The organism is Endozoicomonas sp. (assembly GCF_965196975.1).
GTDB lineage: Bacteria > Pseudomonadota > Gammaproteobacteria > Pseudomonadales > Endozoicomonadaceae > Endozoicomonas.
In genome coordinates this window covers 239,753-266,398 of sequence record NZ_OZ239981.1, presented here as the reverse complement: position 1 = coordinate 266,398, position 26,646 = coordinate 239,753, and the positions used below count along the sequence as shown (strand labels likewise).

Below are 26,646 nucleotides of genomic sequence, written 5' to 3'. Positions count from 1 at the left end.
AAAACGACGCTGCTCTATCAAGAGCTGCTATTGACTGTTTATAATGGAGTTTTTCATTAGAACCATTCGATATGCAACTTTTGTCGCCAGAGCCAATCTGGATCAACAACAATCAGTCACTTGAAGACTATTGCCAACGATGGTCCAGCCTTGATGCCATCGCTCTGGATACTGAGTTCATCCGTACTGACACTTTCTACCCCCAGCCTGGGCTGATTCAGGTGGGTACAGGCACTGATATTTTCCTGATCGATCCACTTGCCATTGATCAATGGGAACCTCTGGCCAGGCTGTTTGAAAACAGCTCGGTTGTCAAAGTGCTTCATGCCTGCAGTGAAGACCTGGAAGTGTTCAAACTGCTAACCGAGACCGTTCCTAGACCACTGTTTGATACTCAGCTGGCCGCTGCGTTTGCCAACCTCGGCTTCTCCCTTGGCTATCAGGCTCTGCTCAAGCATGTACTGAATATCGACCTGCCCAAGGATGAGACGCGGTCCAACTGGCGCCAACGACCTCTGACAGATGCACAGGTTCGCTACGCCAGCCTGGATGTCGCTCATTTGCTGGAAATTTATGAGCACCTGGATCAGCTGCTGGCTCCGACCCCCAAAAAAGCATGGCTGGAAGATGAATGCCTTGCGCTGACGTTAAATGTTCTGCCTTTCGATCCCGAGAATGCCTGGAAAGACGTAAAAAGAGGCTGGCAACTGCGCCCCCAGCAACTGGCAGTCCTTAAAGCACTTTGCCACTTTCGGGAAGTGGCCTCCCGCAGTCAGGATGTTCCTCGAAACCGGGTTATCCCCAAAGGCAGCCTATGGCCCCTGGCAAGGTTTCAGCCTAAAGCCATGAATGCTCTGCGGGAAATACCGGAAATGCGCTCCAGCATCATTCGCAATCATGGCGAACAAATCCTGGACATCATTTGTTCTTCCAGCCAGGTTCCAGAAGCGCAAAGGCCAGAGAAACTGCCTCCTCCCCTACCAAAAAATGCCAAGGACTGGGGAAAACGAATAAAGACGCTCATGTCCCAACTGGCTGATGAACTGCAGCTGCCACTGGAGCTGCTGATGCCGGGGAAACTGACCTCGCCACTGCTGCGCAGCTGGCTGGAGAATGGTCAATTTATCCTCCCGGATACCCTCACTGGGTGGCGTCGTGATACCATCGGTATCCCGCTGATTCAGCAACTAAACCAACAGGAAAAAGGCCATTGAATGAAGTCTCTGGTTTCCATTTATAAAAGCCCTAAACGGGAAGAGATGTACCTTTACCTGAATAGGGGAGCGATTCTGGAAAAAACGCTGCCAGAAGCCTTACTGAACGTTTTTGGTAAACCGGTGCATGTTTTCGATCTGCTGCTGACTCCGGAGAAAAAACTGGCTCGTGTAGAAACCGCCAGTGTTCTTCAGGGGATTTCTGACAATGGCTTCTATCTGCAAATGCCCCCTAAAGAGCAGGATGATTATCTGATCAAACTGCCGGATGAGTTTCTTTCGTTTAACGACCCGACATGACAGCAAAACCTTTCTGGGAAACCAAAGCCCTGTCAGAAATGACAACCGCTGAGTGGGAAAGCCTTTGTGACCGCTGTGGTCGCTGCTGCCTGCACAAACTGGAAGATGAAGATACGGATGACGTTTATTACACGTCAGTAGCCTGTAAACTGCTGGACACCAGCAGCTGCCAGTGCAAGGACTATCCGAACCGTAAAGACATCGTTCCTGAATGTACGGTACTGACATTGAAAGATGTTGAGCTATTCCACTGGCTGCCCGAGACCTGCGCCTATCGGCTTATCAGTGAAAGGAAACCGCTGTTTAGCTGGCACCCCCTGGTGTCCGGCTCAGATGAATCTGTCCATCAAGCCAACATCTCAGTCAAGGGGTGGGTACACTCAGAAAATGATATAGCGGAAGACGACTTTGAAGACTATATCATCCCCCATACTATGATTCGCTAACAGCGGCACTTCCTGACCAGTCAGCAACAAAATCATGGGTATCAAGCACTGGTAACTTCTTTTTAGCACCAGCCGGCTTACCAAGGTAGACAAAACCCATTAACTGCTCATTGTCAGCAAGACCCAGGCTTTTTGCCAGCACGGGGTGATAACAAAGATCTCCGGTTCGCCAGATCGCCCCTACCCCCTGGGCATGGGCAGCCAGCAACAGAGATTGTACTGCAGCCGCCAGCGACATCTTCTGCTCAATTTCCGGTACCTTTGGATGCTTCTTAACCGGGCAGATGGCCAGTACCAGCATAGGCGCCCGGAGCGGCATCCCTCTGAAACGAGCCAGTGCATCTTCTGAGAGGTCCGGCTGATCTTCCAGGGCCGCTTGTGCCATCAACTCCCCCAGAGCCTCCCGCGCTTCTCCACTGACTTTCAAAAATCGCCAGGGGCGAATACGACCATGATCAGGGGCTCTCAGGGCAGCCCGAAACATGACATCCAGTTGCTGATCGCTGGGTGCCGGTTCATCCAGCATCGGTGTGGACACCCTTTCCAACAAAAGCTCTATAGCATTCATCAATCACTCCCATTACTTACGGTTTTGATGTATTCAAGGCCATCGACAAAATCATCTCTGCCAGGGCTTCCAGGGACAAATCACCATCAGGCTTAAACCAGTTGATACTCCAACTGATGGAGCCGGTTAAAAGCCGTCGTAACATGGCCGGTGGAATGACAATCAAATTCTGCTCCCTGGCCTCTTCCAGAACATCAATCCACAGTCGCTCATATTCATCTCTCAACTTCAGAATTTCACTCTGGTTTTCATCATTCAGCCCACGCCACTCGTAAACCAGCACTGCCATCTCCGCACCATTATCCACAAGAATGGACTGCAGCTCGCAGAGAATAAGACCATAAAGTCGATCCCTGACATCCTGATTCAGGCTCAGTGACAATTTCATGGTTTCAATATTCAGTAAGATGGTCTCTTCCACCACACTGCGCAGGATCTCCTGCTTGCTGGGGTAATGGTGAAACAGGCTACCGGATTGTATCCCGATATCTTTTGCCAGATCCCTGACCGTCGTCCTCTCGTAGCCATTGGTTCTGAATAATCGGGCAGCAGATTTCAGCAGGCGCCCCTTAGCACTCTCCGGGGCAACAATTAATCCCTGATCAATCAACTGCCGGGAAAGCTCTGCGGTTTGCTGGGCACTGAGTGCAATAAATGACATAAGACGTCTGTTTGAGTTCTAAAATTATAATTTGAGTCAGTTTAGGCTCTGTTAACATAAGGTTTGAGCCCGAAGGGTGGCTCGTATAGCCACCTTCCAGCTTCGTTGGACCGGTTTGATGTAGAACCACTACACCTGCACCAGCCCGCCTCGTGGAAGATGGCTATACGAGCCACTGAGTCTACAACCTTATATCAACAGAGCCTAACACAGCTGGAAAAGCAGCAGCATCCCACAAAGCAAACGCTTGTTTTTTTAGTTCAACCACTTCCCAACCAATCACTTGCTTGGTAATCTCCATCAAACAATAACAATATTTGTCATCAAACTCACCTATGACACCTCAAAAGACGCCTGAAAAAAAAGTTCGAATCGGTTGTGCCTCCGCCTTCTGGGGTGATACTGCCACTGCTGCCCTCCAGCTGGTTAACGGTGGTCAACTCGATTACCTGGTTTTTGATTACCTTGCAGAAATGACGCTGTCCATCATGGCCGGCGCGCAAATGAAAAATCCATCCGCTGGGTTTGCTCCCGATTTCATTGCCACATTGAAGCCGCTGCTTGGTCAGATCAAAAACCAGAGTATTAAGGTGTGCAGCAATGCTGGTGGCATCAATGCCATGGGTTGCGCTGAAGCACTGGCAAAAGTCGTTGCAGACTCAGGGATTGACCTGACGATCGCCGTCGTTGAGGGAGACAACCTGACACAAGCTTTTCAGGCCAACCAGCAATCACACCCCCATATCGTGGATATGTTCAGTGGCCAACCGATACCCGACCACTTAACCAGCGTGAACGCTTACCTGGGTGCTCCTTCTATTACGGCAGCACTGGCTGCGGGTGCAGATATTGTGATTACTGGCCGGGTGGTGGACAGTGCGGTCGTACTTGGCCCGCTGATTCATGAGTTTGGCTGGTCCTGGCAGGATTATGACAAACTGGCGCAGGGCTCCCTGGCGGGCCATGTTATCGAATGTGGAACCCAGGCAACCGGCGGTAATTTTACCGACTGGCGTCTGGTGAAAAATGATTATGCCAATATGGGTTTTCCCATTATTGAGTGCCAGGAGGATGGGGCATTTATTGTGAGCAAATGTTCTGGTACCGGTGGACTGGTGAGCTGCAACACCGTTGCTGAGCAGATTCTCTATGAAATTGGTAATCCCGAAGCGTATTTACTGCCTGACGTCACCTGCGATTTCAGTCAGGTAACGGTGGAGCAAACTGACACCAACCAAGTGCGGGTAACTGGAGCCAGAGGTCGCCCTTGTCCGACCCAATATAAAGTCAGCGCGACGTATATGGATGGCTTTCATTCAACAGCCACTTTTATGATCGGAGGCATTGATGCTGGCGAAAAGGGGCAGGCAGTTGCTGATGCAATTATTCAAAGAGTCCGTGGGTTGTTAAAACTGAAAGGCCTGGATGACTTCAACGATGTTAATATTGAAGTACTGGGTACCGAATCAACCTATGGTGCTCAAGCACTGACAGGCCAGGCTCAACCTCGTGAAGTCGTGGTAAAAATTGCCACTTCCCATCAGGATAAAAAAGCCCTGCAGATCTTTGGCTCTGAGATTGCCCAGGCGGCAACAGCCATGGCTCCAGGCATTACGGGTCTAGTGGGAGGTCGCCCAAAGCCAAGCCCTCGCCTTTGCCTCTTCTCTTTCTTAATCAACAAACGTGATATTTCGCCCACTTACCGGCTGATCAATACCCGAGAGAGTGAATCTGAAGTGGTATCCGTTATTTCAGGACAGGCTGCAGATTCCTTAGAAAACACCTGGAAGGATAAGCCACTGCCCGAACCACTGAATAACAGTCCTGAATTTACCGTGCCTCTGATCAAGCTCGCTCTCGGACGCAGTGGTGACAAAGGTAACCACTGCAATATTGGTATTATTGCCCGAGATAAAAGTTATTTGCCGTATATTGAAAAGGCATTAACTCCTCACCGAATTGCAGAATACTTTGCTCATCTAATGAGTGATCGGAGTGAGGTTATTCGCTATCAGCTACCCGCATTAAACAGTATCAATATTGTCATGACCCACTGTCTCGGTGGTGGTGGCATGGCCAGCCTGCGTATCGATCCACAGGGAAAGGCCCTTGCTCAGCAATTACTTTCGATACCCATTCCTATCAATAAAAGCCTGTATGAACAGGTTGCGGGGGAGACAGAGTGAGGATCATTGACTCTCAAATAGACATTTATGGGCAGGCATTCAGCGAGAATCGAAACGCCATGCTATCGGCCATTGAACAGTTTCGAAGCATTGAGCAGGCAACGCTCGATAAAGCCCACAGTGCCAGGGATAAATTCCACAACAAAGGCAAACTCCTGCCCCGCGAACGTTTAGCACTACTCCTCGACCCCGGTTCCAGTTTTATTGAGCTAAGCTCTCTGGCCGGTTACAAAATGCACGATGACAAGGATGGCTCAACAGCGGGTGGCGGGATTATCGCAGGCATCGGGTTTGTCAGTGGTGTTCGATGCATGCTGCAAGTCAATAACAGTGCCATAAAAGGCGGCACCATCTCTCCTACCGGCCTTGAGAAAACGCTGCGCTTGCAGGAGATTGCCCACGAGAACAAGCTACCTCTGATCACGCTTGCGGAAAGTGGGGGTGCAAACCTGACTTACGCCACGGATGTCTTTGTTCCTGGTGCCCGTGCGTTTGCCAATCAGGCTCGTTTGTCAAAAGCCGGCATACCCCAGGTCACTGTCGTACATGGTAATGCCACTGCTGGTGGCGCCTATCAGCCGGGTTTGTCCGACTACGTTGTGGCTGTTAAGAATCAAACAAAAATGTTTCTGGCAGGACCTCCTCTGCTTAAGGCCGCGACCGGTGAGATTGCCACCGATGAAGAACTGGGTGGCAGTGATATTCATGTTTATCAAGCCGGTACAGCCGACTATCTGGCTCAGGATGATGTCGAGGGAATAGCCCTTGCCCGGGATATCACCCAGAGCCTTGGCTGGAATGAACGGCTGGCATTGCCTGAGAAACGCGAAAGTAAACCGCCACGATATCACAGTGATGAACTGCTGGGCATTATCCCCTGTGACAGCAAAAAGCCCTACGATGTGAGAGAAGTCATTGCACGACTGGTTGATGGCTCGGCCTTCAGCGATTTCAAAAGCGATTTCGATCTTCAGACCGTTTGCGGCTTTGCGCATATTGACGGTCACAGCGTTGGTATTATTGGCAACAATGGACCAATAACCGCAAAAGGTGCTAACAAGTCAGCGCAGTTTATTCAGCTCTGTGAACAGAGTCACCGCTCACTGCTTTTCCTTCATAACACCACTGGATTTATGGTGGGCACTGACGCAGAGCAAAGTGGCATTATCAAGCATGGTTCAAAGATGATTCAGGCGGTGACCAATGCCAGCATCCCCAAAATATCCATTTTAATTGGCGGTTCCTACGGCGCTGGCAACTACGCCATGTGTGGTCGAGGCCTGGACCCACGTTTTATTTTCTCATGGCCCAACGCCCGAACGGCAGTAATGGGAGGCGAACAGGCTGGCAAAGTATTGCGGATCGTCAGTGAAGAGAAAATGCGCAAAATGGGACAGGAACCCGATCCATCACAACTCGAACAAATGGAGGCTGCCACTGCGGCAAAACTCAATGCGGGGTCAACCGCACTATTTGGCACAGCCCGCCTCTGGGATGATGGCTTAATTGATCCCCGTGATACGCGGGAATTGCTGGCTAATTTGCTGGATATTTGCAGGCAGGCAGACAACAGACACCTCAAAAATAATACATTTGGTGTCGCACGTTTTTAATCCTATTTTCCAATAACAACAATAAACCAGGAAATATCATGATACTCACCCAGGAACATCTGGAGCTTAAACGCACCATTGCAAACTTTGTAGAAAATGAAGTTAATCCCCATGTCGACAGCTGGGAGGAGGCTGGCCTATTTCCCGCTAAAGCCCTCTTCAAAAAGATGGGTGACCTGGGGCTGCTCGGTATCAGCAAACCGGTAGAAAATGGTGGTATGGGGCTCGACTACACCTTTGAAATGCTGGCGGCAGAAGAGTTCGGCGCCATTCGCTGCGGTGGTATACCGATGGCCATTGGCGTACAGACCAACATGGCCACCCCGGCACTGGCACGGTTCGGCAGTGATTATGTCCGTGAGACATACCTGACACCGGCCATTGCTGGCGATAGGGTAGCCTGTATAGGTGTCAGCGAGCCCGGAGCCGGCAGTGATGTTGCCGCCATCAAGACAACGGCCATGAAAGACGGTGACGACTACATTATCAATGGCAGCAAAATGTGGATCACCAATGCCACTCAGGCTGACTTTATCTGCCTGCTGGCCAATACCTCTGACGAACCGGCCCACAAGAACAAATCACTGATTATCGTTCCTACCGATACACCTGGAATTTCATTCTCGGAAAAACTCAACAAACTGGGCATGCGCAGTTCTGATACCGCACAGATTTTCTTTGATAACGTACGGGTTCCGCAAAAAAACCGGATTGGCCCGGAAGGTGGCGGCTTCGTCATGCAGATGCAGCAGTTTCAGGAGGAGCGGCTATACGTTGCGGCCATGTCACTGAAAGGGATGGAAATCTGTATAAACGACACGCTTACCTACACTCGGGAGCGCAACGCCTTTGGCAAACCTCTGATTGCCAACCAGTCCATCCTGTTTCGACTGGCAGAGCTGCAAACAGAAGTTGAGGCGCTTCGGGCCCTGACTTATCAGGCTTGTGAACGATACAGCCAGGGTGAAGATGTCACGCAGCTTGCCTCCATGGCCAAATTAAAATCCGGTCGCCTTTCACGAGAAGTCAGTGATGCCTGCCTGCAGTACTGGGGAGGGATGGGCTTTATGTGGGATAACGTCGTAAGCCGCTTCTACCGGGATAACCGTCTTGGCTCCATTGGCGGCGGTGCTGATGAAATTATGCTCGGGATTATTGGCAAAAATATGGCTAAAGCTCTGGGGTAATCACAATGGGCACTCCAGAAATCTACAAAACTCTGCTCGTTGAGCAACAGGCGGATGTTCTAACCGTTACCCTGAACCGGCCAAAGCAGGCCAATGCTATGAATCTGACCATGGTCAACGAACTGACTCAGGTCATGAATCGAGCAGTTGAGCAACAGGTAAGGGTATTCATCATCCGTGGAGCGGACGGAAATTTCTGCGCGGGCGGGGATATCAAAGAAATGCAGGCCATCGCCAGTGACCGGAACGAACTGGCCCAATTCAACCGCTCCTTTGGCCTGATGCTGGAACAGGCGAATACCCTGCCCTGCGTGGTCATTACTGTTTTACAGGGGGCCGTGCTGGGTGGTGGTTTTGGCCTTGCCTGTATCAGTGATGTCGCGATCAGCGATACCACCTCGGCATTTGCCATGCCTGAGACCTCTCTAGGAATCATACCGGCACAGATCGCCCCTTTCGTGGTTGACCGTATTGGCCTGACCCAGGCAAGACGACTGGCGTTGCTTGGACAGCGAATTCCTGCAGCACAGGCTCTGATGCTTGGCCTTATTCATCATGTTTCCCAGACTCAGGACGAACTGGACAGCCAGCTGACATTGGCCGTATCAGCGGCGATGAACTGCGCGCCTCAGGCCACAGCCACAACCAAGGCTCTGATGCACAAAGTAGGCAAGCTGCCCATGGCATCATTACTGGATGAAGCCGCTATTCACTTTGCTGACAGCGTCCAGGGAGAAGGCCGTGAAGGTGCCAGGGCTTTTGCGAATAAAAGTAAACCGAATTGGCGATAGGGGAAGAGCATGTTTCATAAAGTATTAGTAGCCAATCGCGGTGAAATTGCTCGGCGTGTCATTGCCTCTGCCAAATCGCTTGGGTATCGGACCGTTGCTGTTTATTCAGAACCCGACTGTGATGCCCCTCATGTCCGGCTGGCCGATGAAGCCGTCTGTATAGGCAAGGGCCAGGCCAGTGACAGCTACTTAAACATCAACAAGCTCCTTCATGCTGCCCGAGTCACAGGGAGTGATGCCATACACCCCGGCTATGGGTTCTTATCCGAAAACCCTGAATTTGCAGAGGCATGCAATGAACAAGGCCTGGTCTTTATTGGACCCGACTCTAAATCCATTGAGTTGATGGGCAGTAAGCGAGCCGCGAAAGAGGTTATGCTTGCTTCAAACGTCCCCTGTATTCCCGGCTATGAAGGCAAGGAGCAAAGTGATAAAGCGCTCACCAGCGCCGCAGAAAGTATTGGCTATCCAATTATGGTGAAAGCCTCTGCGGGGGGAGGTGGCCGGGGAATGCGTGTCGTAAACCACGCTTCCGAACTGGAAGGTGCGCTTAAATCAGCACGCTCTGAAGCAGCCAGCGCCTTTAGCTGTGATGAGCTGATTCTGGAAAAAGCACTGACCTCTGTCCGTCATATCGAAATACAGGTTTTTGCTGACATCTATGGCAACACCATCCATTTAGGCGAGCGTGATTGCAGCATGCAGCGACGCCATCAGAAGGTCATTGAAGAAGCACCTTCACCGGCACTGACACCAGAACTGAGGGAGTTAATGGGTCAGGCCGCGATCTCTGCAGCCAAGGCCTGTAATTATGTTGGTGCTGGCACGGTTGAATTTCTGCTAACCAGTGAAAATGAGTTCTACTTTCTGGAAATGAATACACGGCTCCAGGTCGAGCACCCGGTTACTGAGCTGGTGACCAATCTGGATCTTGTGGAGTGGCAATTAAGAGTGGCTGCTGGTGAGAAATTACCACTCACTCAGGAGCAAATCCAATTAAATGGTCACGCTATTGAAGTCCGCCTCTATGCAGAAGACCCTGCAAATGGCTTTATGCCCCAGACAGGCACCCTATCGCTATGGCAACCAGCCTTGACGGACAGTGTATCCGGTGACGCTTTCCACGGGATCAGAGTGGATTCGGGCATTCAGCAAGGCAACCAGATCAGTGCTCACTATGACCCGATGCTGGCAAAGTTCATTGCTTATGGGGATAACCGGGAGCAGGCTCGGCGTCGTTTATTGAGATTAGTACAAGACTCTCACTTATTAGGATTACGGGATAATCGCTGTTTTCTTAGTGAGCTACTCCAGAGCGAAGCTTTTGTCAGCGGCCAGGCAACCACCGATTTTATCCGGGATCAATTCACCAGTAACGCCAGCCTGACCTCTCAGGTCGTCAGCCATGAAGAGTGGTTACTTGCCGCTTTGCTACTGAGTGAAGGGCCTCAGGTAGAAAGCAGTAACCTCCAGACTACCCTATCCTTTGAAAGGCCAATCAAGCTTGGCTGTGGCGATCATCTACGAACCGTAAAAATTTCCAAAGAATGTCAAAGTAGCTACCGCATATCTTTTGAGAGCAAAGGACTCGACCAGACTCCCATAGAATTTCAGCTGATTGAATGCAGTGGCCACCAGCTGCGTTATATTGCTGACGGCGTCATGAAAACAGCGACCTTCTCCATCAATCGTAATGGGGAAGTGCCAGAACTGTGGCTCGCCAGCCACCGGGGAAACCTGCGATTCACCGATAAGACGTTTATGGTGACAAAAGACAGCAAGGCTGGCTCCAGCCAGATTCTTGCCTCGATGGATGGTGTAGTGGTCGATCTTCTGGTTGAGCAGGGACAAACCATAAAATGCGGCGATGTACTCATCGTGGTCGAAGCCATGAAAATGGAACATCCGCTCAGGGCAGGCATGGATGGCATTGTTGGTAATATCAATGCGCAGCCAGGCGACCAGGTGAAAGGCCGCCAACTTTTGATTGAATTAGAAAAATGTAACTATTCAGCACCCTTCATATAAATCTGGAATTTTCTGATTTTTCAACCATCATCTTATACTCAATTTTTCTAACAAATCTCCAGTATGGAACCAGACTTCCCAGCTACTCCGTTTACCGAAGCTCTCCTTAAAGAGAATGAAGAGCTTCGGACCGAGAATGCGCTTTTACGGGAACGTTGCAGCGAACTGGAAGAAAGGGTTAATAAAAACAGTCAAAACAGTAGTAAGCCACCATCGTCAGATGGTTATCAAAAGCCCAGTAAAAAAGGGAGTGATAAAGGTGATACATCTTCCAAAGAAGCCCCCTGCTCCTCACAGGAAACACCGAACCCCAAAAGCCTTAGACCATCTTCAGGCAATAAACCAGGTGGCCAGAAAGGTCATCAAGGCTCTTGTTTGAGACGTGTCGCCTTACCCGATTATGTCAGGCATCTGAAGGTTGAAAAATGTTGCTGTTGCCAGTCTTCGCTTATCGATATTAAACCCACCAAATACATTGAGCGACAGGTTTTTGATCCAGGTAGACCCGGAGAATTTGAAGTTACCGCGTACTGGGCAGACGTTAAAGTATGTCCTTGTGGTAAACGGAACACCGCTGAGTTTCCCCAAGGAGTGAAAGCCGCTGCTCAATACGGAGAAGTGACTCAGGCAATGGCTGTTCATTTAAACCAGTATCACTTCATCCCATATCACCGGGTGTCTGAGTATTTCAATACTATTTATTGCATGAGTGTCAGCGCAGGCTCTGTTGCCAATTTTGTTGCCTATACCCATGAGAACCTGGCCTCTACTGAGCAGAGTATCCGCGATGCTTTACAAGAAAGTCCGGTTGCAGGAGCGGATGAAACTGGCATGCGGGTTGACGGTTCACTGTGGTGGTTACACATTATGCGAGATGACCAATGGACGCTTTACTACCTCTCAGAAAGGCGAGGTTGTGAAGCAATGGATGCAATGGGCATCCTGCTGACTTTTGCAGGCATTCTGGTTCACGATCATTGGAAGTCCTACTTTGCCTATGCGGCAGTGCATGTGCTTTGTAATGCCCATCATCTGAGAGAGCTTCAGGGAGTTGTCGATAGGGATGCGAATAAGCTGGCTCTGCGGCTGATGAAATTGCTTACGCTCTCCTGGCACTTCTGCAAGAAATACAAAGCAGCCGGTCTGACTCAAATGCCTGGTGCAATACAGCTTCGCATTGAGACGATATACGACCAAATCCTTCAAAGGGCTCTCACGAAGGAAACCGCTTATATGGAAAAACAACGACAGGTGCTTGGACGTAAGAAGGTCAGGAATACCAAGGCCTACAACCTGTTCAAAAGGCTTATTGAGTTTAAGGTTGAAACGTTGCGCTTCATGTCGGACTTTTCAATTCCCTTCGATAACAATGGCAGTGAACGTGATGCCAGGATGGCCAAACTTAAGCAGAAGATCTCAGGCTGCTTCAGAAGCGAAGACGGAGGTACCATGTTTACCCGAATCCGAAGCTATTTATCATCTGCTAAAAAGCAGGGGTTGAACATATTTCAGGCGCTTCTTAAAGCGGTTCGAAATTACAACAATACGCCTTTGCTGGGTGCTGAATAGTTACTATTGCATGAGTGTCAGCGCAGGCTCTGTTGCCAATTTTGTTGCCTATACCCATGAGAACCTGGCCTCTACTGAGCAGAGTATCCGCGATGCTTTACAAGAAAGTCCGGTTGCAGGAGCGGATGAAACTGGCATGCGGGTTGACGGTTCACTGTGGTGGTTACACATTATGCGAGATGACCAATGGACGCTTTACTACCTCTCAGAAAGGCGAGGTTGTGAAGCAATGGATGCAATGGGCATCCTGCTGACTTTTGCAGGCATTCTGGTTCACGATCATTGGAAGTCCTACTTTGCCTATGCGGCAGTGCATGTGCTTTGTAATGCCCATCATCTGAGAGAGCTTCAGGGAGTTGTCGATAGGGATGCGAATAAGCTGGCTCTGCGGCTGATGAAATTGCTTACGCTCTCCTGGCACTTCTGCAAGAAATACAAAGCAGCCGGTCTGACTCAAATGCCTGGTGCAATACAGCTTCGCATTGAGACGATATACGACCAAATCCTTCAAAGGGCTCTCACGAAGGAAACCGCTTATATGGAAAAACAACGACAGGTGCTTGGACGTAAGAAGGTCAGGAATACCAAGGCCTACAACCTGTTCAAAAGGCTTATTGAGTTTAAGGTTGAAACGTTGCGCTTCATGTCGGACTTTTCAATTCCCTTCGATAACAATGGCAGTGAACGTGATGCCAGGATGGCCAAACTTAAGCAGAAGATCTCAGGCTGCTTCAGAAGCGAAGACGGAGGTACCATGTTTACCCGAATCCGAAGCTATTTATCATCTGCTAAAAAGCAGGGGTTGAACATATTTCAGGCGCTTCTTAAAGCGGTTCGAAATTACAACAATACGCCTTTGCTGGGTGCTGAATAGTTACAGAAAAATAATAGTTTCAGGAGTATCACGGGTGTTTTCAAAAGAGTCTTCAACACGATGTGCAAACCAGACTCTGCCTGATCAATGGCAGAACCGACTGACCATTCCAGTCGTCATGGCCCCCATGTTTCTGGTGTCCGGCCCTGACCTCGTTATCGCTGGCTGCAAGAAAGGTATTGTTGGTACGTTTCCAGCGTTGAATCAGCGAACCAGTGAAGGGTTGGAAGAGTGGCTGGTTCAAATAACTGCCGAGCTGTCAGATTTTGAACAACAGACTGGAAAACAACCAGCGCCCTTTGGCGTGAATTTAATTGTTCACGAATCGAATCCCAGGCTGGAAGCTGACCTGACACTCTGCATTAAATACCAAGTGCCGCTGGTAATCACGGCACTGGGAGCCATGCGTGATGTGGTTAACCGGGTCCATGATTATGGCGGCATTGTTTTTCACGATGCCGCCAGTGTCCGACACGCTAAAAAAGCAGCGGCTGCCAATGTTGACGGTATTATTGCCGTCAGTGGGGGAGCGGGAGGCCATGCGGGAACCCTAAACCCCTTTGCACTGGTTGAAGAAATCCGGACATTCTGGAATAAGACCCTGCTGCTGGGCGGTTGTATTAACCATGGACACCAGGTTCATGCCGCTCAACTGATGGGTGCCGACCTGGCCTATGTCGGCACTCGCTTTATCAATACCCTTGAAAGTCGAGCACCTTCAGGACACAAAGCCATGGTCATTGACTCCAGTGCTGAAGATATTGTTCATACACCTGCTGTGACGGGTGTGCCTTCAAACTTTATGAAACAGAGCTTGATCAACTCAGGCTATGACATGGACGCCCTGCTCAACCCGGGCAATGTTAACTTTGGCGAAAAGCTCACCCCCAAGGGAACAGACAGCTCAAAAGCCTGGCAGGATGTCTGGTCTGCTGGCCAGGGTGTTGGGGGCATAACGGATACTATCAGTTGTGAACGACTGGTTGATCAGATGATCAATGAGTACAACGAAAGTATTCGTTAATTTGGTAAAGGGCTACATGAGATACAGATTTGAGCACTTTTGCATGTTAGACTTGCCAGCTCACAGCATACCGATGACGGTACTATCAGGCTTGGCTATGAATCGATTCTAATGCAATTCAAAAAAAAACCTGTATCTCCCTCCCTGAATCGAGGCCTCCGGCTCTCTCCAAGAGTTCTGGCCTATTGGCTTACAGCCTCAGTGATTGTTTACGGGCTGGCCAACCAGTACTTTCCTACCGTCTTCCTGGGTGCCGTCGCTTATTTATCAGTTTTTCCCTGGCTTTCAAAAATAGTTATCAATGCGCTATTTCGCACCAAGAATCAGGAGACAGTTGACAACAAAAGGCCGCTGGCCACTCTTTTCGTAGACTCTCTGAATGTTGGGGCCTTAATCACTCTTGTCAATTTCCCAATGGTCAGTAGCATGCTACTGGTTATTTTACTGGCAGGCTGGGCCATATACCTTCAGGGCCCCAGAGGGCTGCTGATAACCATTCCCTCTGCTGCAGCTGCTTTGTTTATTCACCACTTCACTGAGCTCAACATCACCATTTCGACCGGGAAAGATGCGACGTTTATAAGCCTTCTAGGAATGCTTATTTTCGTATCCTATCTTGCCTATACACTGAGACATAGAGAGCAGCATTTTCAGGCTATCCAGCTCAGTGCCCAACAGCAGAGGCAGCGTTACAGCAGGCTTGCCAGCAGCCTGGCCAAATACCTTTCTCCCCAGGTCTGGGAGTCCATTTTTTCCGGTAAGCGCAACACCAAACTGGAGAGCCAGCGAAAAAAACTGACGGTCTTCTTTTCCGATATCAAAGGCTTTACTGACCTGGCCGAAGAGCTGGAACCAGAGGTACTGACAGAACTGCTGAACACCTATCTGAACGACATGTCCCGTATTGCGCTGAAATACGGTGGCACGATCGATAAATTTATCGGTGACAGTATTATGATCTTTTTTGGTGACCCTAAAACCCGGGGCTACCGAAAAGATGCGCTGGCAGCAGTCTCCATGGCCATTGAAATGCAGAAGCACATGCAGGTACTGCGTAAGCAGTGGATTGCCAAAGGGATCGAGAATCCGCTTCGCATCAGAATTGGTATTAATACCGGCTACTGCACAGTTGGCAATTTCGGTGCAGAATCCCGTATGGATTACACCTTGCTTGGCCGGGAAGTTAATCTGGCCAGCCGTCTGGAAAGCGCCGCGGAACCTAACCAGATTCTGCTATCCAACGAAACCTGGTCACTGGTTAAGGACGTTGTGCTTTGCCAGTCCAAGGGGGAAATTCAGGTAAAAGGATTCAGTCGCTCAGTGCCTATTTATAAGGTTATAGACCTGCGCCGTAACCTGGGCCTGCAAAAAAGCTATTTTGAGCACGATAGCAAAGGGTTTTCATTCAGTCTGGATACCAACAGTATTGATCAGTTTGAGCGCAGAAAGATAATTCAAACCTTGGATGAAGCAACTCAGAAGCTCTTAAAGGACGACCTGTCAGAACCCATGAACTCACGTCAGAACAATACATTCAAAGAAAGTCAGAGCGCTCCTGCATCAAAAAACCTGAAGCACTCTGATAGAAAACATATTACTGTCGAATAAATCTCAACGCTTCGGGTTTTATGTCCAATGTACTGCGCCATGGATTAATATCCAGCCCGCCACGACGAAGATACTGAGCATAGACTGTCAGTTCTTCAAACTTGTAGTGTTTTTGCAGATCCACAAACGCACGCTCAACACACTGTTCATGGAATTCCTGATGATCCCTGAATGAGCAGACATATTTCAGTAGCGATGCATGATCAACCGGCTCTCCACGATAACTGACCACCAGCGTTCCCCAGTCAGGCTGGCCGGTAACCGGACAGTTGGATTTCAGCAGGTGTGTATGCAACGTTTCACTGACTATTCCATCAGACTCTGGATCATCACCAATAGAATGCCTGGCCAGTAGATTTGGGTCATATCGATAACAATCCACAGCCACATCCAGCTCATCAATATTGATTCCCGGCGTATCATCAAAAGCCCGCCCCTCAAACTCACCGATGGTATATAGCCACACAGCTACCGGCGCTTTTGCTACCGCAGAAAGGTCCTGAGTCATGCGCTCTGCAACCTGTTCAGCACTTTCAAAGCGGGACTGATTAAATGAGTTGAGATAAAGCTTGAAAGACTTGGACTCAACCAAGCAAGGTGAATCACAAGGTAACTCGAATTGAGCCACGCGTACTACTGGTTTCCCAGACATGTTTAACCAGGAAAGCTCATAGCCATACCAGAGGTCACGACCATAAAATGGCAAATTATCCGGATCAATACCCAGCTCTTCACGCTTGCCTTTCCGCTCAATAGGAAACAGCAACGAAGGATCGTATTCCGATTTGTACTCGCTGTTTTTACCCAGCGGTGAAGCATGCAGGACATCACTCATTATTCAATACAACCATTAACTTCTCAGGCCATGACCAGTTTTCAGCAGGTGTAAGCTGTATGCACCCAGTGACAATATAGCCAGAAGCATTACAGCAAAGGAAAAACCAGTATCAATACCACCCGCCTCACCCAGAAGCCCATAGCGAAAGGTATTCACCTGATAGAGAATCGGATTCAGCATGGAGACTTTCTGCCAGAACTCAGGCAGTATTTCGATGGAGTAAAACACACCGCCAAGGTAGGTCATGGGTGTCAAAACGAAGGTTGGAATGATAGAGACATCATCAAACTTTCTGGCGAAGATACCGTTAATAAAACCGCCAAGCGCAAACAAAGTCGCGGTCATCACCACAGCCAGCAGCGTAGCAAAAACATCATAGACTTCCAGCTCAACAAAGAATAATCCCAGCCCCATAACGATGGCTCCGGTAATCACACCCCGGGCAACACCACCCAGCACATAGCCTGCCAGAATGATCCAGTTAGGAACGGGTGATATCAGGACCTCTTCAATACTTCGCTGAAATTTATTGCTGAAAAAACTTGAGGCCACATTACTGAAGCTGTTGGTGATAACCGACATCATTACCAGTCCTGGCAGAACGTATGTCATATAGCTAAAGCCACTCATCGTGCCAATACGGGAACCAATAACAGCACCAAAAATGACAAAATAAAGCACCATTGAGATAGCTGGCGGCAATAGGGTCTGTGGCCAGATTCTCATAAAACGCCGTACTTCCTTGGCAAAGATCGTCACAAAGGCAACCCAGTGATAGCTGTATTCGCTGCGCTGCGGCCTTTCCGGCAAATCTTGCCGCCCCGTATTTTCCAGACCTGACATCACGCCCTTTCTCCCTTTGCGTCAACGCCCTTCAAGACCCCCTTCGTCATATTGACGAACAGCTCTTCCAGTCGGTTGTTTTTATTTCTCATACTGGCAACTTCAATCTTAAGCTCGCTCAACTGCCTGAACAGGTCATTAACCCCGGTATTTTTATCCACTTCAACTTCCAGCGAGTTGCTGTCAATTTTGCTCACCTTATAGCCCGAGAACACAGGTGTTTGCTCAATTGGCTGTCGCAAATCCAGTACAAAGCTTTCCTTCTGCAACAGGCTTAACAGTTGCTTCATACTGGTATTTTCAACAATTTCGCCCTGATCAATAATGGCGATATTTCGACAGAGCTGCTCAGCCTCTTCCAGATAGTGGGTCGTTAGAATGATGGTGGTGCCCTGGTCATTAATCTCTTTAATAAACTCCCAGAGACTTCTGCGAAGCTCAATATCCACACCTGCGGTAGGTTCATCAAGAATCAGCAGTTCCGGCTCATGAATCAGAGCCCTGGCAATCATCAAGCGTCGCTTCATACCTCCTGACAGCATTCGGGACTGGGTAAATCGTTTATCCCATAGGCCAAGTTTTTTAAGGTAATGCTCAATACGGGGTCTGGCCTGCCGGACAGAGAGCCCATAATAGCCAGCCTGACTGACCAGAATATCTTCTACTTTTTCAAACTGATTAAAATTAAATTCCTGGGGAACTACCCCCAGTGAGCGCTTGGCTCTAACCAGGTCCTGTTCAATATCATGGCCGAAGACAGACACACTCCCTTCTGACTTCCGAACCAGTGATGAAATAACGCCGATGGTGGTTGATTTCCCGGCCCCATTGGGACCTAGCAATGCAAAAAAATCACCTTTGGCAACCTCCAGATCAACCCCTTTCAGAGCGATAAATCCGTCGTCGTATACTTTTTTTAAATTCTTGATGGCCAATGCCTGAGTCATGGTTCTCAGCCTTGAGATTTCTATAATCAGTTTTGAAATTTTATAATAAAAGGGTATTTAAAATCGTAATTTTATTTACAACTTCCTGAGGTGGTCATAATGTGAAACGCCCCGGTGAATGAGACGGTTCTATCGCAGATAAGAAAGCAGTGATGCCAAGGCCTTTCTGGCATTAGGGTAGGCAAAGGTAAAGCCTATCTCCTGAAGCCGCCTGGGAGTCACAGCCTGCCCCTCGGTTAACAACTGCGCAGACTCCCCAAGCATCAATGTAAGAACACATTCAGGGGTCGTAAAGATAGCTGGTCTGTGAACTGCACGGCCCAGCTCTTTGGCAAACGCTCTATTGCTCAGAATCTCTGGGGACACAGCATTGAAAACTCCTTTTGTTTCCGGGTGATTTACCAGATAGACCAATGCATTGAGCATATCATCCATATGAATCCAGGACATGACCTGCCGGCCATTACCAATTGGCCCTCCCAGCCCCAAGCGAAAGACAGGCAACATCTTCTGCAACGCTCCACCACTTGGATGCAACACCACCCCCACTCTGACGATGCAGGTGCGCACCCCCAGAGCCTCAACTCGCCTGGCAGCCTGCTCCCAGCGATCACAAAGGGTTGCCGCGAAGTTACTACCCACTTCGGCTGACTCATCCAACTGCTCTCCCGGGCGAGAGAAACCATAATACCCAACAGCAGATGCACTGATGAAACAGCCGGGTTTATTCTCCATCCGTTCAATCAGGTCAACAAGCTCTGACGTGACCCCTATACGGCTATCCAACAAGACCTTCTTCCTGGCCTGACTCCATCTCTTATCCAGAATACCTTCACCAGCGAGATTAATCACCGCATCGAAATACGTTGATGGATTAACAGCAGATAGCGATGAAATGGGCTTCACCCGGGTAGAAAGCTGCAAACGAACGTCTTTAGCCGGCTGACGACTCAAAACGACAACCTGATGCCCTTCATTAAGCAGACGGTGAACCAGTCGGCGCCCGATAAACCCCGTACCACCTGTAATCAGATATTGCATGAATCCATCAGCTCCAGTGTTCACCCCAATTGCGCCTTGTCTCATTGCCAACTGGGACAGGGAAACTACGATTTATTAATAATACTCACATCAGTTAATAATCGTAACATTTTCTAAAAAGATAAAAAAAAAGCTCAGGTCCCCTCAAACCCGAGCTTTATTGACTGTCACGCTGATGCTCCCGCTTCTTTTTATATCTCCATAAAATGGAATCTGCTCCTCAGCCCGCGGTAAGAAAATCCCCGGACATACTATTCCGGGGCTTACAGGCTGGATCGAATGAAGGCTCCCGCTTCTCTTCTAATATCCATGCTGAGGTTTACTCTGCCAAGACCCGGAACAGGCTATTTCTTGTTTTTTGGAACCTGCCCTCATTGATCTAATGCACGCTCGAAATAATACGTAAAAACCACATAGACTTAATTGATCTGAATCAATTTATTTCGGCATATACCTACCAGCCTGTTTGTAACTCTATTTACTAGCCTACTGATTCTGACAATAGCTCCATAGCAAAGCGTACAGTTGGTCTATTCTTGTGAATTATTGTTTTTCTCTTCCAACGCACTGACCGAGATTGACTCAAGCTGATAGCAGCAGGTTACCAGTGATCCCAACGCTTCATAGCAAACAGGAGCGACCGTTTAACCCGCTGTTACCGAGCTGCTTTTTGACCTGTTATTCCCTTTCCGGAGCCACCCTCATGATCAAAAGTACTTTCGGTACGCTGCAAAAAATTGGCAGAGCGTTAATGCTGCCAGTTGCCGTACTGCCTGTAGCCGGGATTCTCCTGGGCGTCGGCAGCGCGGGGTTTTCATTTATACCGGATCTGATTTCCAGCATTATGGCTCAGGCCGGTGGTGCCGTATTCAGCAATCTTCCCCTAATTTTTGCCATTGGTACGGCTATCGGGCTTACTGAGAACGACGGCGTCTCTTCCGTGGCTGCCGTCGTTGGCTTTGTCATTATGCTCGGCACCATGGGTATCATGGCCAACCACCTTGGCTTTGAGCCTGCCTCCGTGATGGGCATCGACACCATTGATACCGGAGTTTTTGGCGGCATCATTGTCGGTATTCTGGCTTCGATGATGTTTAACCGGTACTACAAGATTCAGTTACCGGACTACTTGGGCTTCTTTGCTGGCAAGCGTTTTGTCCCTATAGCCACAGGCATTGGTGCCATTTTCCTGGGTATTCTGCTCAGCTTTATCTGGCCTCCGATTCAGTTGGTGATCAATGATTTTTCCCAATGGTCAGTGACTGAGAATCCGGAAGCTGCGGGGTTTGTGTATGGCTTTGTCGAGAGACTGCTCATCCCCTTTGGCCTGCACCATATCTGGAATGTCCCTTTCCAGATGGAGATGGGTGAATTTATTGATGAATCCGGCACGGTATTTAATGGCGATATTGCCCGCTTCTTTGCCGGAGACCCAACAGCAGGCTTTCTCGCCGGTGGCTATCTGTTCAAAATGTTCGGCCTGCCAGCTGCAGCCATTGCCATGTGGCATTGTGCAAAACCCGAAAACAGAGCAAAGGCTGGCGGCATCATGCTCTCAGCAGCTCTCACCTCGGTGTTGACTGGTATCACAGAGCCTATTGAGTTTTCTTTCCTGTTTGTCGCCCCGCTGCTCTACGGTATTCATGCGCTGCTGGCGGGTATGGCTTACGCTATCACCAACTATCTCGACATCAAGATGGCCATGTCCTTTTCCAATGGCCTGATCGACTATGTGCTCTATTTTGGGATTGCCACCAAACCTGTATGGATCATTATTCTCGGGACACTCTATGCAGTACTTTACTATGTCATTTTCCGGGTACTGATCCTGGCACTTAACCTGAAAACACCCGGACGTGAAGATGAAAGCGAAACTGAAACTGGCGTTGAATCATCCAGTGAGCTGGCCGTTAACCTGGTTAAAGCGTTTGGAGGCAAAGGCAATATCAAAAATCTTGACGCCTGTATTACCCGGCTTAGAGTCACTGTCAACAATACAGAAGATGTGGATGTTGATCGAATCAAACAGCTGGGAGCAACGGCAGTTGTCGTGGTAGGTCAAAATATGCAGGCGATCTTCGGACCACGCTCAGACAATATTCGCACGGAGATGCAGGAAGCGATGAAGAATATGTAGGAAACAGCGGAAAGGCCCCCCATCCATGGGGGCCTCCATTTCCAGTTACTTCATATACACAGTCAACAGAGTATCAGTCCCAGCCTGCACATTCCCACTGGACTTTTCCAGATGACTGACATCATCCATATTGGAAATCACTATGGGGGTTACAATACTTCTCGCCTTTTCTTTCAGAAGAGTGAGATCGACTTCAACGACAGGGTCGCCCGCTTTAATCTGCTGCCCTTCTTTCGCTATTCGTTTAAAGCCCTCTCCTTTCAGCTCCACGGTATCAATGCCAAAATGGACAAACAGCTCAACACCTGAAGGGGTTTCCATACTGAACGCATGATTGGTTTCAAAGATCTTGCCAATGACACCGTCACAGGGCGCTACCATTACATTTCCGGTTGGGTCAATTGCCAGACCATCTCCCACTACCTTATCGGCAAACACTGGATCTGGAACGTCCTCTATGGGAACAATCTTTCCCGTCAAAGGTGCCTTCAGGACCGTTCCCTCATTTGAGTTAAAACCCAGACTTTTTTTGAGAGAGTCAAAGATACCCATAACTGTTACCTGCGGCTGTTACAACAATCTTCTATGAAGCTTGCTCAAACCTGAAATGAGGCAACTTCACAGATGCGGGACCGGTCAAAAAGAAATACCGGCAGGGAGGAAAGAAAAAAGCCTCATTTTCAGAGGCTTTTCCGTCTTAAAGAACTTTAGTCATCTGCTGGTCAGCATTCAACATCGAATCAGACTGAAACGATTTGAGCCACTTTCATCAGATGGTTATCAATCTGGTTGTGTTTGCTGATTGCTCTTTCCAGTGGAGTTTTAACAACCTGCTGGTCACGAACACCCACCATAATACCACTATCGCCATTACGGAGGGCTTCTACAGAGGCAACACCAAGGCGGCTGGCCAGAACACGGTCAAAACAGGTAGGCTTACCACCGCGCTGGATATGCCCCAGAACCGTAACCTTCACTTCGTACTCAGGGAACTTCTCTTCCACTGCACGGGAGAGCTCAAAAACACCACCGCTGCGATCGCCTTCAGCGACCACGATAATACTGGAAGTTTTGCCAGCACGACCGCTCTTCTGCAGAGATTCCATAAACAGTTCAACCGTCTTTTCCTGCTCAGGAATCAGGATATCCTCCGCACCGGAAGCAATCCCCGTGTTTAGAGCAATAAAGCCGGCATCACGGCCCATTACTTCAATGAAGAACAGCCGGTTATGAGAAGTCGCTGTATCGCGAATCTTATCAATGGCTTCTACAACGGTATTCAGCGCCGTGTCATAACCAATGGTGAAATCGGTACCGTAGATATCATTATCGATGGTACCGGGCACACCAATACAGGGCAGACCATGCTCTTCTTCCAGCAGCATGGCACCAGTAAATGAACCATCACCACCGATAACCACCAGACCATCAAGCTCAGCTGCCCGGGCATTTTCGTAGGCCTTAATACGGCCTTCTTTGGTCCGGAATTCCTGACAGCGCGCTGACTTCAGGAAAGTACCACCCAGGTTGATGATATTGGCAACCGTACGGGCATCGGCTACTTCCATACGGTTTTCAATCAGCCCTTTATAACCTTCCTGAATGACAACTGGCACAATACCGTAGTAAATACAGGCACGAACAGTCGCACGGATGGCCGCATTCATACCGGGAGCATCTCCCCCGGAGGTCAAAACACCGACTCGCTTTAATTCGGTCATGCCAGGCTATTCTCCTTCCAAGTGCCTAAATGCTTGTAAAGCAATTAGAAATAATTAGTTAGGTTCTGTTGACTCAAACCAGACGCCGCTCACATTCACTGTCAACAGCGTCTGAAGCAGGGATCAGCTTACGCTGATAATCTGCATGGTATTGGTTCCACCTTCGATTTCCTGACTTTCGCCTTTGGTCAAAATGATCTTGTCGCCTACTTCCAGAAGACCACGCTGCTTAAGGACATTAATTGCACGTCCATTAACTTCCGAGCCATACTCGGTACCGCTGTCAAAAGCCACCGCTTCAACGCCACGGTACAAAGCCACACGACGCTCAGTCGTCTCATATCGGGTCATGGCAAAAATCGGCAGGCTAGTATTAATTCTGGACATCCACAGTGGCGTAGAACCGGTTTTGGTCAGACAGACAATCGCCTTGATATCATCTTGATGGTTAGCTGCAAACATCGTTGCCTGAGCGATGGCTTCATCAACATGCTCAAACTTACCAATGCGACGCTCCGTCATGTATTCAACAGACTGTTTCTCTGCACCAAGACAAATACTGCTCATGGCTTTAACGACTTCATCCGGGCGCTTACCAGTTGCCGTTTCACCGGACAACATCACTGCGTCAGTACCGTCAAGTACCGCATTGGCCACGTCAAAAACTTCTGCACGGGTTGGCTGAGTGTTGTGAATCATGGACTCCATCATCTGAGTCGCTGTAATGACCGGCTTATTCAAACGACGAGCTTCATTAATCATGTGCTTCTGGGCACCAATCAGCTCAGGGTCACCAATTTCAACACCCAGATCGCCCCGGGCAACCATCACGGCGTCCGATGCGGAAATAACTTCAGCCAGCAGTTCGTGGTCATTAACCACCTCAGCCCGCTCAATCTTGGACAGTATAGCGGCAGTTCCACCAGCTTCCCGGAGCAGGCGACGCGCCTCTTCAACATCACTGGCATGACGGACAAAAGATACCGCCAGATAATCCACTTCCAGCTCTGCAGCCAGAAGGATATCCTGCTTATCTTTCTCAGTTAACGCTGCAGCAGAAAGACCACCACCCTGAAGGTTAATGCCCTTGTTGTTAGACAGCTCACCTCCATTGATCGCTTTGGTTTTGATGCATGGGCCATCAATAGACACTACCTCGAGACTGATTCTTCCATCATCAAGAAGCAGCACATCACCAACTTTACAGTCATTTGGCAGGTCTTTATAACCGAGCCCCACCTGGGTTTCATCACCATCATCAATGGGAAGGCTAGCATCCAGGTTAAAGGTAGCACCATCAGGAAGGTGGATTTTGCCATTCTGGAAACGGCCAATACGGATCTTAGGCCCCTGCAAGTCACCCAGAATAGCAACCGGACGGTTCAGCCTGGCAGCAATTTCGCGAATGGTTTTGGCACGGGCTTTGTGATCTTCCAGATCACCGTGGGAGAAGTTAAGGCGAACAACGTTGACTCCAGCTTCGATCAGCTTTTGCAGTTGTTCTTCAGATTCAGTTGCGGGCCCCAGGGTTGCCACAATTTTTGTGCGTCTGAGCATGATAATCCTCTCGCTTGTGAACCCGCCGCTCTCGTGAGAGCTTTATGCCATCCCACAGGAGTCATTACAGCAAGCGACAGGCCTTAATGGATTAATGATGTGCACGGCAGCCGTTCACAACCTGTACACCTCTGCTCTGCAGGACAAATGTAATGTATTGAACGGAGTGCAAACAAAAGAAGAAAGTACCGTCAAAGTATAGGAGCCATCTTGCCCCGTAACACTGTCTTCTCTTTGTTTACCAACAGCCTGACATCCAGATATTAAATTACTTATCTCATTTATCGTAACCAACACAGGCCCGTTAACCGAGCCTGTGTTGAGATCACCTTTCAGAATGCCTTAAGCGTTCATAAGGGCCTTGGCAGTATCCAGCATACGGTTGGAGAAACCCCACTCGTTATCGTACCAGGACATAACCTTAACCAGGTTGCCCAGAACACGAGTCTGAGTAGCATCAAAGTTAGAAGAGTAAGGGCTGTGGTTAAAGTCCATGGAAACCAGTTCTTCATGGTTAACATGCAGAACAGCAGACATCGCAGGATTGGACTTGGCTGCAGCAATAATAATTTCGTTTACTTCTTCAACAGTCGTCTCACGAGCAGCAACGAAGCTCAGGTCAACCAGAGAAACGTTGATGGTCGGTACACGAACAGCCATGCCATCGAACTTGCCTTTCAGCTCAGGAACGACTTCACCTACTGCAGCAGCAGCGCCGGTAGCGGTTGGAATCATGTTCATGGCAGCTGCACGGGCACGGTACAGGTCAGAGTGGTATACATCGCTCAGACGCTGGTCGTTAGTGTATGCATGGATAGTAGTCATCAGACCCTTATCGATGCCCAGCGCATCATTCAGAGGCTTGGCAATAGGGGCCAGACAGTTAGTGGTGCAGGAAGCGTTAGAAATAACGGTCATGTCTGCAGTCAGAGTGTCGTGGTTCACACCGTAAACGATGGTAGCGTCAACGTTTGAGCCTGGAGCAGAAATGATAACTTTCTTGGCACCAGCATCCAGGTGTGGTTTGCAGGAATCCTTGGAACGGAAAACACCAGTACATTCAAAGACAACGTCAACGCCCAGCTCGCCCCATGGCAGCTTGGAAGGGTCACGCTCAGAGAACGTCTTGATTTCGTCACCGTTTACGAACAAAGCGCCTTCGCCTTCTTCAACCTGCGCGTTGAAACGGCCATGAACAGTGTCGTACTTGGTCAGGTGAGTATTGATTTTGGTGTCACCCAGATCATTAATGGCAACAATCTGGTATTCATCGCGACGGCCAGCTTCGTAGAGTGCGCGCAGTACGTTGCGACCGATACGGCCGTAGCCATTAATAGCAATCTTGATCATGATGTCTCCAATACCGTTAATCAAAGCGGAATTACCGCCCTGTCTCTAGTAAAAAGGATTTCATTAGCGAATGCAGCACAGTAAAAACACCTACAGCGGGTGCTCTCTCTGAATGATTGAAACAATAGTGCTCTATTTTCACA

Annotated in this window: 24 protein-coding genes and 1 pseudogene; 14 read left to right on the top strand and 11 right to left on the bottom strand. The window is 49.1% G+C overall.

All coding sequences use genetic code 11. From position 1 onward, the window contains the following. Window positions 1-71 precede the first annotated feature (71 nt). Genes rnd through ACOCLE_RS01300 form a run of 3 tightly spaced genes read left to right on the top strand, consistent with a single transcriptional unit; the run spans window position 72 to window position 1,960 of the window. Window positions 72-1,214 (top strand): ribonuclease D, encoded by a 1,143-nt coding sequence (gene rnd, locus ACOCLE_RS01310; RefSeq protein ID WP_419535186.1) that lies wholly within the window; start codon window positions 72-74, stop codon window positions 1,212-1,214. After that, the gene (locus ACOCLE_RS01305; RefSeq protein ID WP_419535185.1) at window positions 1,215-1,514 is read left to right on the top strand and encodes a YcgL domain-containing protein; all 300 of its coding nucleotides are present in this window, start codon (window positions 1,215-1,217) and stop codon (window positions 1,512-1,514) included. Then, window positions 1,511-1,960, top strand: a complete 450-nt coding sequence (locus ACOCLE_RS01300; protein WP_419535184.1) for a YcgN family cysteine cluster protein — start codon at window positions 1,511-1,513, stop codon at window positions 1,958-1,960. The genes ACOCLE_RS01305 and ACOCLE_RS01300 overlap by 4 nt, the downstream gene beginning before the upstream one ends. Here ACOCLE_RS01300 and ACOCLE_RS01295 read toward each other — a convergent pair. The 3 genes from ACOCLE_RS01295 to ACOCLE_RS01285 form a co-directional block, all read right to left on the bottom strand. Further along, on the bottom strand, window positions 1,947-2,528 hold the full coding sequence (locus ACOCLE_RS01295; protein WP_419535183.1) for a nitroreductase family protein: 582 nt from the start codon (window positions 2,526-2,528) through the stop codon (window positions 1,947-1,949). The two genes, ACOCLE_RS01300 and ACOCLE_RS01295, sit on opposite strands and share 14 nt — an antisense overlap. A 16-nt stretch (window positions 2,529-2,544) precedes the next feature. Continuing rightward, window positions 2,545-3,189 (bottom strand): TetR/AcrR family transcriptional regulator, encoded by a 645-nt coding sequence (locus ACOCLE_RS01290; RefSeq protein WP_419535182.1) that lies wholly within the window; start codon window positions 3,187-3,189, stop codon window positions 2,545-2,547. Between the two features lie 181 nt (window positions 3,190-3,370). Further along, window positions 3,371-3,493, bottom strand: coding sequence for a hypothetical protein (locus ACOCLE_RS01285; protein WP_419535181.1), 123 nt, complete (start codon window positions 3,491-3,493; stop codon window positions 3,371-3,373). Between the two features lie 31 nt (window positions 3,494-3,524). Here ACOCLE_RS01285 and ACOCLE_RS01280 point away from each other — a divergent pair, with 31 nt between their 5' ends. The 10 genes and pseudogenes from ACOCLE_RS01280 (at window position 3,525) to ACOCLE_RS01235 (ending at window position 16,069) form a co-directional block, all read left to right on the top strand. Next, window positions 3,525-5,375, top strand: a complete 1,851-nt coding sequence (locus tag ACOCLE_RS01280; protein WP_419535180.1) for an acyclic terpene utilization AtuA family protein — start codon at window positions 3,525-3,527, stop codon at window positions 5,373-5,375. Continuing rightward, window positions 5,372-6,988 (top strand): acyl-CoA carboxylase subunit beta, encoded by a 1,617-nt coding sequence (locus ACOCLE_RS01275; RefSeq protein ID WP_419535179.1) that lies wholly within the window; start codon window positions 5,372-5,374, stop codon window positions 6,986-6,988. Before ACOCLE_RS01280 ends, ACOCLE_RS01275 begins: the two co-directional genes overlap by 4 nt. A gap of 38 nt (window positions 6,989-7,026) precedes the next feature. After that, window positions 7,027-8,175: an acyl-CoA dehydrogenase family protein gene (locus tag ACOCLE_RS01270; RefSeq protein ID WP_419535178.1), complete on the top strand. Its 1,149-nt coding sequence runs from the start codon at window positions 7,027-7,029 to the stop codon at window positions 8,173-8,175. A 5-nt stretch (window positions 8,176-8,180) separates the two neighbouring features. Continuing rightward, window positions 8,181-8,966, top strand: a complete 786-nt coding sequence (locus tag ACOCLE_RS01265) for an enoyl-CoA hydratase/isomerase family protein (protein ID WP_419535177.1) — start codon at window positions 8,181-8,183, stop codon at window positions 8,964-8,966. A 9-nt stretch (window positions 8,967-8,975) separates the two neighbouring features. Continuing rightward, entirely contained in the window at window positions 8,976-10,994 is a 2,019-nt protein-coding gene (locus ACOCLE_RS01260; RefSeq protein WP_419535176.1) for an acetyl/propionyl/methylcrotonyl-CoA carboxylase subunit alpha, read from the top strand. Between the two features lie 63 nt (window positions 10,995-11,057). Further along, complete coding sequence (tnpC, locus tag ACOCLE_RS01255; protein WP_419532963.1) at window positions 11,058-12,563, top strand: IS66 family transposase; 1,506 nt, start codon at window positions 11,058-11,060, stop codon at window positions 12,561-12,563. Next, on the top strand, window positions 12,553-13,437 hold the full coding sequence (tnpC, locus tag ACOCLE_RS01250; RefSeq protein WP_419535175.1) for an IS66 family transposase: 885 nt from the start codon (window positions 12,553-12,555) through the stop codon (window positions 13,435-13,437). Before tnpC (ACOCLE_RS01255) ends, tnpC (ACOCLE_RS01250) begins: the two co-directional genes overlap by 11 nt. A gap of 34 nt (window positions 13,438-13,471) precedes the next feature. Continuing rightward, complete coding sequence (locus tag ACOCLE_RS01245) at window positions 13,472-14,461, top strand: NAD(P)H-dependent flavin oxidoreductase (protein ID WP_419535174.1); 990 nt, start codon at window positions 13,472-13,474, stop codon at window positions 14,459-14,461. Window positions 14,462-14,572: 111 nt separating this feature from the next. Further along, a pseudogene (locus ACOCLE_RS01240) lies at window positions 14,573-14,839 on the top strand (hypothetical protein); the annotation flags it as partial. Window positions 14,840-14,887: 48 nt separating this feature from the next. Then, window positions 14,888-16,069, top strand: coding sequence for an adenylate/guanylate cyclase domain-containing protein (locus ACOCLE_RS01235; protein ID WP_419537277.1), 1,182 nt, complete (start codon window positions 14,888-14,890; stop codon window positions 16,067-16,069). Here the strand turns inward: ACOCLE_RS01235 and queF are convergent. The 4 genes from queF to ACOCLE_RS01215 form a co-directional block, all read right to left on the bottom strand. Beyond that, the gene (gene queF, locus ACOCLE_RS01230; protein ID WP_419535173.1) at window positions 16,056-16,904 is read right to left on the bottom strand and encodes an NADPH-dependent 7-cyano-7-deazaguanine reductase QueF; all 849 of its coding nucleotides are present in this window, start codon (window positions 16,902-16,904) and stop codon (window positions 16,056-16,058) included. The genes ACOCLE_RS01235 and queF overlap by 14 nt on opposite strands. A gap of 15 nt (window positions 16,905-16,919) precedes the next feature. Continuing rightward, window positions 16,920-17,750 (bottom strand): ABC transporter permease, encoded by an 831-nt coding sequence (locus tag ACOCLE_RS01225; RefSeq protein WP_419535172.1) that lies wholly within the window; start codon window positions 17,748-17,750, stop codon window positions 16,920-16,922. After that, entirely contained in the window at window positions 17,750-18,697 is a 948-nt protein-coding gene (locus ACOCLE_RS01220; RefSeq protein ID WP_419535171.1) for an ABC transporter ATP-binding protein, read from the bottom strand. Before ACOCLE_RS01220 ends, ACOCLE_RS01225 begins: the two co-directional genes overlap by 1 nt. 129 nt (window positions 18,698-18,826) lie before the next feature. Continuing rightward, entirely contained in the window at window positions 18,827-19,738 is a 912-nt protein-coding gene (locus tag ACOCLE_RS01215) for a TIGR01777 family oxidoreductase (protein ID WP_419535170.1), read from the bottom strand. Between the two features lie 703 nt (window positions 19,739-20,441). Here ACOCLE_RS01215 and ptsG point away from each other — a divergent pair. Then, window positions 20,442-21,875 carry a PTS glucose transporter subunit IIBC gene (gene ptsG / locus ACOCLE_RS01210; RefSeq protein WP_419535169.1) on the top strand — a complete coding sequence of 478 codons (1,434 nt, stop codon included), beginning with the start codon at window positions 20,442-20,444 and terminating at the stop codon, window positions 21,873-21,875. Between the two features lie 45 nt (window positions 21,876-21,920). Here ptsG and crr read toward each other — a convergent pair whose 3' ends face one another. From crr to gap, 4 genes are all read right to left on the bottom strand, one after another. Continuing rightward, a complete protein-coding gene (crr, locus tag ACOCLE_RS01205; RefSeq protein ID WP_419535168.1) occupies window positions 21,921-22,427 on the bottom strand; it encodes a PTS glucose transporter subunit IIA in 507 nt (168 codons plus the stop codon). Between the two features lie 188 nt (window positions 22,428-22,615). Further along, window positions 22,616-23,596 carry a 6-phosphofructokinase gene (gene pfkA, locus ACOCLE_RS01200; RefSeq protein ID WP_419535167.1) on the bottom strand — a complete coding sequence of 327 codons (981 nt, stop codon included), beginning with the start codon at window positions 23,594-23,596 and terminating at the stop codon, window positions 22,616-22,618. A gap of 123 nt (window positions 23,597-23,719) precedes the next feature. Next, complete coding sequence (gene pyk / locus ACOCLE_RS01195) at window positions 23,720-25,153, bottom strand: pyruvate kinase (RefSeq protein ID WP_419535166.1); 1,434 nt, start codon at window positions 25,151-25,153, stop codon at window positions 23,720-23,722. A 342-nt stretch (window positions 25,154-25,495) separates the two neighbouring features. Next, on the bottom strand, window positions 25,496-26,506 hold the full coding sequence (gap, locus tag ACOCLE_RS01190) for a type I glyceraldehyde-3-phosphate dehydrogenase (protein WP_419537276.1): 1,011 nt from the start codon (window positions 26,504-26,506) through the stop codon (window positions 25,496-25,498). Window positions 26,507-26,646: the final 140 nt, after the last annotated feature.